This is a genomic window from Lentzea sp. NPDC037011 (assembly GCF_055607425.1).
In genome coordinates this window covers 119,444-126,212 of the sequence record NZ_JBVJRT010000017.1, presented here as the reverse complement: position 1 = coordinate 126,212, position 6,769 = coordinate 119,444, and the positions used below count along the sequence as shown (strand labels likewise).

The following is a 6,769-nucleotide window of genomic DNA, read 5'->3' as shown; positions in this document are numbered from 1 at the left end:
CGTGGTACTTGAGAGTCACCCCACGACCAGGGCCGGACACTAACCGCTGATCACCAGCGGCACCACCAACTCTGACACCGAGTAGTACTTGCAGACGCCGTTGCGGGCTGACGCTGGCGTGGCGGAGTCGGGTGCACCTGCTGGGGCGGGCCAGCGGCACCCCAGAACCGCGCGCGTCAGCCGCGGTGCAGCGTGGTGACCATCGCCTCGATCGCGATGCGCGGCTTCACGTTCACCTCGATCGCCTCCCGGCAGGACAGCACGGCCTCCAGGCGGCGCAGGATCGACTCCTGCGACCACTGGGCGGCGGCGGTGCGCGAGTCCGCGGCGCGGTCGGGGTGCATCAGGGACGCCTCGGAGCCGGTTTTGGTGACCAGGGCGTCGCGGTAGAAGCCGGCGAGGTCGACCAGGGCGAGGTCGAGGGAGTCGCGCTGGGTGCGGGTGGCGCGGGACTTCTGGCGCTTTTCGAGGTCCTTCAACGCGCCCTTCGCGCCGCGGGTGGCGGCTGCGGTGCCCTTGCCGGTGCCGCCGGCGCCCATGGCGGTTTCCAGGGCGGTGCGTTCGGCCTCGTTGCGGGCCTCGTTGGCGGTGGTGGCGTCTTCCTCTGCCGCCTTGATGAGCTCGTCGGCGCAGGTGAAGACGTCGGCGGGTTTGCGCAGGGCAAGAGGAATGCGCAGGACGGCCTCGCGGCGTTCGCGGGCTTCGGGGTCGACGGCCAGGCGGCGGGCGCGGCCCACGTGGCCGCCGCACACGGAGGCGGCCCAGGAGGCCATCTCGGGGGACACGCCGTCGATGACTTCCAGTGCTGAGGCGATGGCCGGGGGGCGGGGGGAGCCGAGGGGGACGAGGCGGCAGCGCGAGCGGATGGTGATCGAGACGTCCTCCGGGTGGTCGGAGGGGGCGCAGAGCAGGAAGACGGTGCGCTCCGGGGGTTCCTCGACGGCCTTCAGCAGCGCGTTCGCGGCGCCCTCGGTGAGGCGGTCGGCGTCCTCGATGATGACGACCTGCCAACGGCCGGACGTGGGGCGACGGGCGGAGATCTGCACGAGGGAGCGCATCTCGGCCACGGAGATCGAGAGGCCTTCGGTGATGACGACGCGCACGTCGGCGTGGGTGCCGTGCAGGGCCGTGCGGCAGCCGGTGCACTCACCGCAGCCTGGGCGGTCATCGGTGACAACGCACTGCAACGCGCCGGCGAACGCACGGGCCGTGGACGAACGGCCGGAGCCGGGTGGGCCGGTGAAGAGCCAGGCATGGGTCATCACGCCGGGTGCCGGGGTGCCGCCGGCGACGATCGTGGCGGCTGCCTCGGCCGCCGCGGACAGGCTTGCCACCGCGTCGGGTTGGCCGACCACCTCGTCCCACACGCTCATGGGTGCAGTCTCCCAGCGGCCGGGCCGGTCACGACGTCGGGGCGGGGGCTTCCGCGGGCACCTTCTTGCGGGACGCGAGCAGCGGGAGCACGGCGGTGTGGACGCGGTGCGCGGTCGTGTCGGCGTCGCCGTCGGTCTCGACCACCAGGTAGCGGTCGGGGTTCGCGGCGGCCATCTCGCTGAGCAGGCGCTGGACCCGCCAGTGCTGTTCCAGGCCGATCGCCTTGCCGTCGGACACCGGGCGGTCGAGCAGGATCGTCAGGTCCGGGCGCAGGCGGCCGGTGGCCCACTCGACCAGGCCTTCGAGCTCCTGGTGCTCCAGGGTGCCGGTCGCGCTGAAGTGCGCCAGGGGCGAGTCGACGTAGCGCTCCATCACGACGATGGACCCCTCGTCCAGCGCGGGACGCACCTGCCGTTCGACGACATCGGCGCGCACGGCGGCGGCGACGAGGGCCTGCGCGCGCACGCCCGCCAGCTCGGCGGACGACAGCATCGTGCGCAGACGGCGTTCGTCGTGTTCGGGGTCGGCGGCCAGCAGCACCTCGAACCCCTCGACGCGAAGAGCGGCCGCGAGCCGACGGGCCTGTACGGACGTGTCTTGACGCGTGTCGCCCTCGACGGCGATCAGCAGACCCTTGGTGCGCGAGCGTCCGCGGATGGCGGCGAACAACGACGACAGCACGCGCTCTTCGCGACGGTCGTCCATCTGCCGGTAGGCGACGAGGCCGAGCACGATCGCGATGACCGCACCGCCGAGCATCACCGGACGGGTCGCGTCGACCTCCATCGGGTGGCCGAAGATGCTGACCGTGCGCTTCTGCAGCACCGCGACCAGCAGCGGAGCACCGGCCGACGCACCGAACAGCACGACCTTGAGCAACGACTGGATCAACGCCACCGTGCGGCCGCGCATCTCGTCCTCGACCTGCGAGCCCACGATCGTGAGACCGGTCAGGAACGCCACGCCGGCGCACAGGCCGACCAGCGACACCATCAGCAGCGCCAGCCACAGGCTCGGGGCCAGCGCGACCAGCGTCAACGTGACGCCCGCGCCGACGATCGTCACGCCGAACAGCCGGTTGTAGGCGAGCCTGCGCGCGAACCGGGGTGCCGTCGCCATGCCGACCGCGAGCCCGAGGAACACGGCCATGAACAGCAGGCCGAACGTCGACGCGCCACCGAGGAGCGAGGTCGCGTAGAGCTTCGCCGTCGCGATCACGACACCGGCCGCGGCGAACGCGCCGATCATGCCGATCACCAGGCCACGGACCAGCGGCGTCGCGGCGGCGAACCTGACCCCCTCGCGGAACATCGCGACGAAGCCCGGCTTGTCGGCGTCGACCTCCTTCTTCTGCCGCGCGGCCCGGCCGGACAGCTCCGGCAGCCGGGTGGCGATCAGGACGGCGGAGGTGAAGTACAGCAGGCCGTTGATGATCACGGCGATGGTCGCGATGCGGAACTCGAGGTCGCCGCCCTGCAGGTTCAGGTACGCCGGCACGCCCGCGATCAGCGAGTACAGGCCGAACCCGCTGATGGTCGAGATGCCGTAGGTCATCACGAGGCCGAGCTGGTTGGCCGACTCGACCTGGTCGGGCCGGCGCAGCAGGTTCGGCACCGCCGACTCCTTGGCCGGAATCCACAGCATCGCGCAGCAGCCGACCAGGAAGTTCGCCACGAACAGCCAGATCGGCGACCCGATCAGCGCGATCGAGATGAACAGCGACCCGCGCAGGACGTCGCAGACGACCATGACCTTGCGCCGGTCGAAGCGGTCGGCGAGCACCCCGCCGACGGGGGCGAACAGGATGCCGGGCAGCAGCTGGGTCAGCACGACCAGCGACAGCGCGAACGACTGCCACTGGTAGCTGTTCAGCATCTCGGAGACCAGACCGGTCAACGCGAGCAGTGACAGCCAGTCACCGACGCTGCACAGGTAGGTGACGAGCCAGAGCCGGCGGAACGGCCGGATCGCGAGCACCGACCGCAGCCGGTGGACCGTGGACACGCTGGACTGGGCGGACCCGGCCGGGTCTGCCTGCGTCGCTGGTGTGTCCGCGTCCTGAATCTCAGTCACCTCTGCTCGCCCGTGCGGGTGCGATCAGGGTAACCGGATGTAGTGGGTGACGACGCCGGACTCTCGGCGTCGAAAGGTCACTATCCGCTGAAGATCGCGCCGAGGACGCTCACGAGCACCAGCACGAAGAAGCCGAGGACGACGATGCAGCCGACCACGGTAGCGGCGGTGTTGGGCTTCTGCACGGGCTGCTGCGCCTGTGCGGCAGGCACTTGCGGCCACTGCGCGGCCTGCTGCCCCGGTCGTGGCCGGCGGCTCTGCGGGCGCCGCCGCTCCTGTTCCAGCTGGGCCTGGACGGCCTGCCGCACCTGCTCGGTGGGGTCGGGAGGTGTCGGCACCGCCACACGTGACGAGAACGACGCGGTCCGCAGCGAGGACCACTGGGGTGCCACCCACGTGTCGGCCGTCACCAGCCCGGCGAGCGGGTCGGGGAACAGCGGGGGTGGCGGCGGGGCCTGCGTCCCGTCCGGACCGAAGTCAGAGCTCGGCACCCGCCACCCCCGTCACGTCAGCTCTTCGTCTTCGCCGGGGCCTTCTTGGCCGCCGGCTTCTTCGCCGCGGTCGTCGCCTTCTTGGCCGGTGCCTTCTTCTTCACCGGGCCCTTGGCGCGCTTCTCGGCCAGCAGCTCGGCCGCGCGCTCGTCGGTGATCGACTCGACGCTGTCGGTCTTGCGCAGCGACGCGTTCGCCTCGCCATCGGTGACGTACGGGCCGAAGCGGCCCTCCTTGATCACCATCGGCTTGCCGGACACCGGGTCGTTGCCCAGCTCCCGCAACGGCGGCGCGGCGGCGGCCCGGCCGCGCTTCTTCGGCTCGGCGTAGATCTTCAGGGCCTCGTCGAGCGTGACCGTGAAGATCTGCGACTCGTCGGCCAGCGACCGCGAGTCGGTGCCCTTCTTGAGGTACGGGCCGTAGCGACCGTTCTGCGCGGTGATCTCGGCGCCCGTCTCCGGGTCCTTGCCGACCACCCGCGGCAGCGACAGCAGCTTCAGCGCGTCGTCGATCGTGATCGTGTCCAGCGACATCGACTTGAACAACGAGCCGGTGCGCGGCTTCGGCAGCTTCGACTTCGGCGTGCTCTCCTCCGGCTCGGGCAGCACCTCGGTCACGTACGGGCCGAAGCGGCCCTCCTTGGCCACGATCTCGTTGCCCGAGACCGGGTCGGTGCCCAGCGAGCGGCCCTCCTGCGGCGTCGAGAACAGCTTCTCGGCGATCTCCGCGGTGAGCTCGTCGGGCGGCAGGTCGTCGGGCAGGTTCGCGCGCTGCGCGGCACCGTCGACCTCGCGCTCCAGGTACGGCCCGAACCGGCCGACGCGGACCACGACCGTGCGGCCCTCGGAGTCGCTGAACAGCGGGATCGAGTTGACCTCGCGCGGGTCGATGTCCTCGACGCCCGTGCCGACCAGCTTCTTCAGGCCACCGGAGCGGCCGATCGAGCCGTCGGGGCCGACGCTGCCGCCGAAGTAGAACCCGGACAGCCACGTCGTGCGCTGCTGGCGACCGGCGGCGATGCCGTCGAGCTCGTCCTCCAGCGCGGCGGTGAAGTCGTAGTCGACCAGGCGGCCGAAGTGCACCTCCAGCAGCCCGACCACGGCGAACGCCACCCAGGACGGGACCAGCGCCGCGCCCTTCTTCCACACGTAGCCGCGGTCCTGGACCGTGCTGATGATCGACGAGTAGGTGGAGGGGCGGCCGATGCCGAGCTCCTCCATCGTCTTGATCAGCGACGGTTCGGTGTAGCGCGACGGCGGTGAGGTCGTGTGGCCGTCCGGGGACAGCTCGGCGATCGTCAGCGCTTGGTCCTTGGCGAGCAGCGGCAGCCGCGACTCGGCGTCGTCGGACTCGCCACCGGCCTCGGCGTCGACGGTCTCGACGTAGGCCTTGAGGAAGCCGGCGAACGTGATCGTGCGGCCGGACGCGGCGAAGGTGACCTCCTGGCCGGTCGCCGCCTTGCCGACGATCCGCACGCTGGTCGTGTTGCCGCGCGCGTCGGCCATCTGGGAGGCGATCGTGCGCTGCCAGATCATCTCGTAGAGCTTGAACTCGTCGGAGTCCAGCTCGGAGGCCACCTGGCCGGGCGTGCGGAACACCTCACCGGCGGGCCGGATCGCCTCGTGGGCCTCCTGCGCGTTCTTGACCTTGCGGGTGTACTGGCGCGGCTTGTCGGCGACGTACTGCGCGCCGTACAGGTCCGTGGCCTGCGTGCGGGCCGCGTTGATCGCGGTCTCCGACAGCGTCGTGCTGTCGGTGCGCATGTAGGTGATGTAGCCGTTCTCGTACAGCTTCTGCGCGGTGCGCATCGTGCGGTCGGCGGAGAACCGCAGCTTGCGGCCCGCCTCCTGCTGCAGCGTCGAGGTCATGAACGGCGCGTACGGCTTGCGCGTGTACGGCTTCTCCTCGACCGAGGCGACCCGGACGGGGGCCTGCTCCAGGCCGGCGGCGATGGCACGGGCCTGCGCCTCGTCCAGCACGACCACGTCGGCCTTGCCGGTGAGCTTGCCGTCGGAGCCGAAGTCGCGGCCGGTCGCGAGGCGGGTGCCGTCGAGCGCCACCATGCGGGCGCCGAACTGACGCGGCGTGGCGTCGGCACCGGCGTCCATGACCGCCGAGATGTCCCAGTAGCCGGCGGAGACGAACTTCATCCGTTCGCGTTCGCGCTCCACGACCAGGCGCGTCGCCACCGACTGCACGCGGCCAGCCGAGAGCTTCGGCATGACCTTCTTCCACAGCACGGGGCTGACCTCGTAGCCGTAGAGGCGGTCGAGGATGCGGCGGGTCTCCTGCGCGTCGACCAGGTCCTGGTCCAGGTCGCGGGGGTTCGCGGCGGCGGCCTGGATCGCGGACTCGGTGATCTCGTGGAACACCATCCTGCGCACCGGGACCTTGGGCTTCAGGGTCTCCAGCAGGTGCCACGCGATGGCCTCGCCCTCGCGGTCACCGTCTGTCGCGAGGTAGAGCTCGTCGACTTCCTTCAGGGCTTCCCTGAGCTCGGTGACCAGCGACTTCTTGTCGGCGGACACCACGTAGAGCGGCTCGAAGTCGTGGTCGACGTCCACGCCGAGCCGGGCCCAGGCCTGGCCCTTGAACTTGGCGGGCACGTCGGCGGCACCGCGCGGCAAGTCCCGGATGTGTCCCCTGGAGGACTCCACGACGAAGTTGGCGCCGAGGTAGGACGCGATCTTGCGCGCCTTCGTGGGCGACTCGACGATCACAAGTCGTCGGGTGCCACCCGCTCCTCCGCTGCTCTTTCTCGTCCGTGTCGATCCAGCCACGCCGTCCCGCTCTCTTCCAAACCCGTTCCCAGGCCCGCCAGTGTTGCCCAG

At 70.9% G+C, this 6,769-nt stretch carries 4 protein-coding genes; all 4 read right to left on the bottom strand.

The features are described 5' to 3' along the window. Positions 1-176 precede the first annotated feature (176 nt). The 4 genes from ACZ7CH_RS37320 to topA all read right to left on the bottom strand — a co-directional run bounded on the left by ACZ7CH_RS37320 (position 177) and on the right by topA (position 6,718). Entirely contained in the window at positions 177-1,373 is a 1,197-nt protein-coding gene (locus ACZ7CH_RS37320) for a DNA polymerase III subunit delta' (protein WP_458429660.1), read from the bottom strand. Between the two features lie 28 nt (positions 1,374-1,401). Continuing rightward, positions 1,402-3,447 (bottom strand): bifunctional MFS transporter/dTMP kinase, encoded by a 2,046-nt coding sequence (locus ACZ7CH_RS37315; RefSeq protein ID WP_360385164.1) that lies wholly within the window; start codon positions 3,445-3,447, stop codon positions 1,402-1,404. A gap of 80 nt (positions 3,448-3,527) precedes the next feature. Continuing rightward, positions 3,528-3,938, bottom strand: a complete 411-nt coding sequence (locus tag ACZ7CH_RS37310) for a hypothetical protein (protein WP_360385162.1) — start codon at positions 3,936-3,938, stop codon at positions 3,528-3,530. 17 nt (positions 3,939-3,955) lie between these two features. Further along, a complete protein-coding gene (gene topA / locus ACZ7CH_RS37305) occupies positions 3,956-6,718 on the bottom strand; it encodes a type I DNA topoisomerase (protein ID WP_360385160.1) in 2,763 nt (920 codons plus the stop codon). Positions 6,719-6,769: the final 51 nt, after the last annotated feature.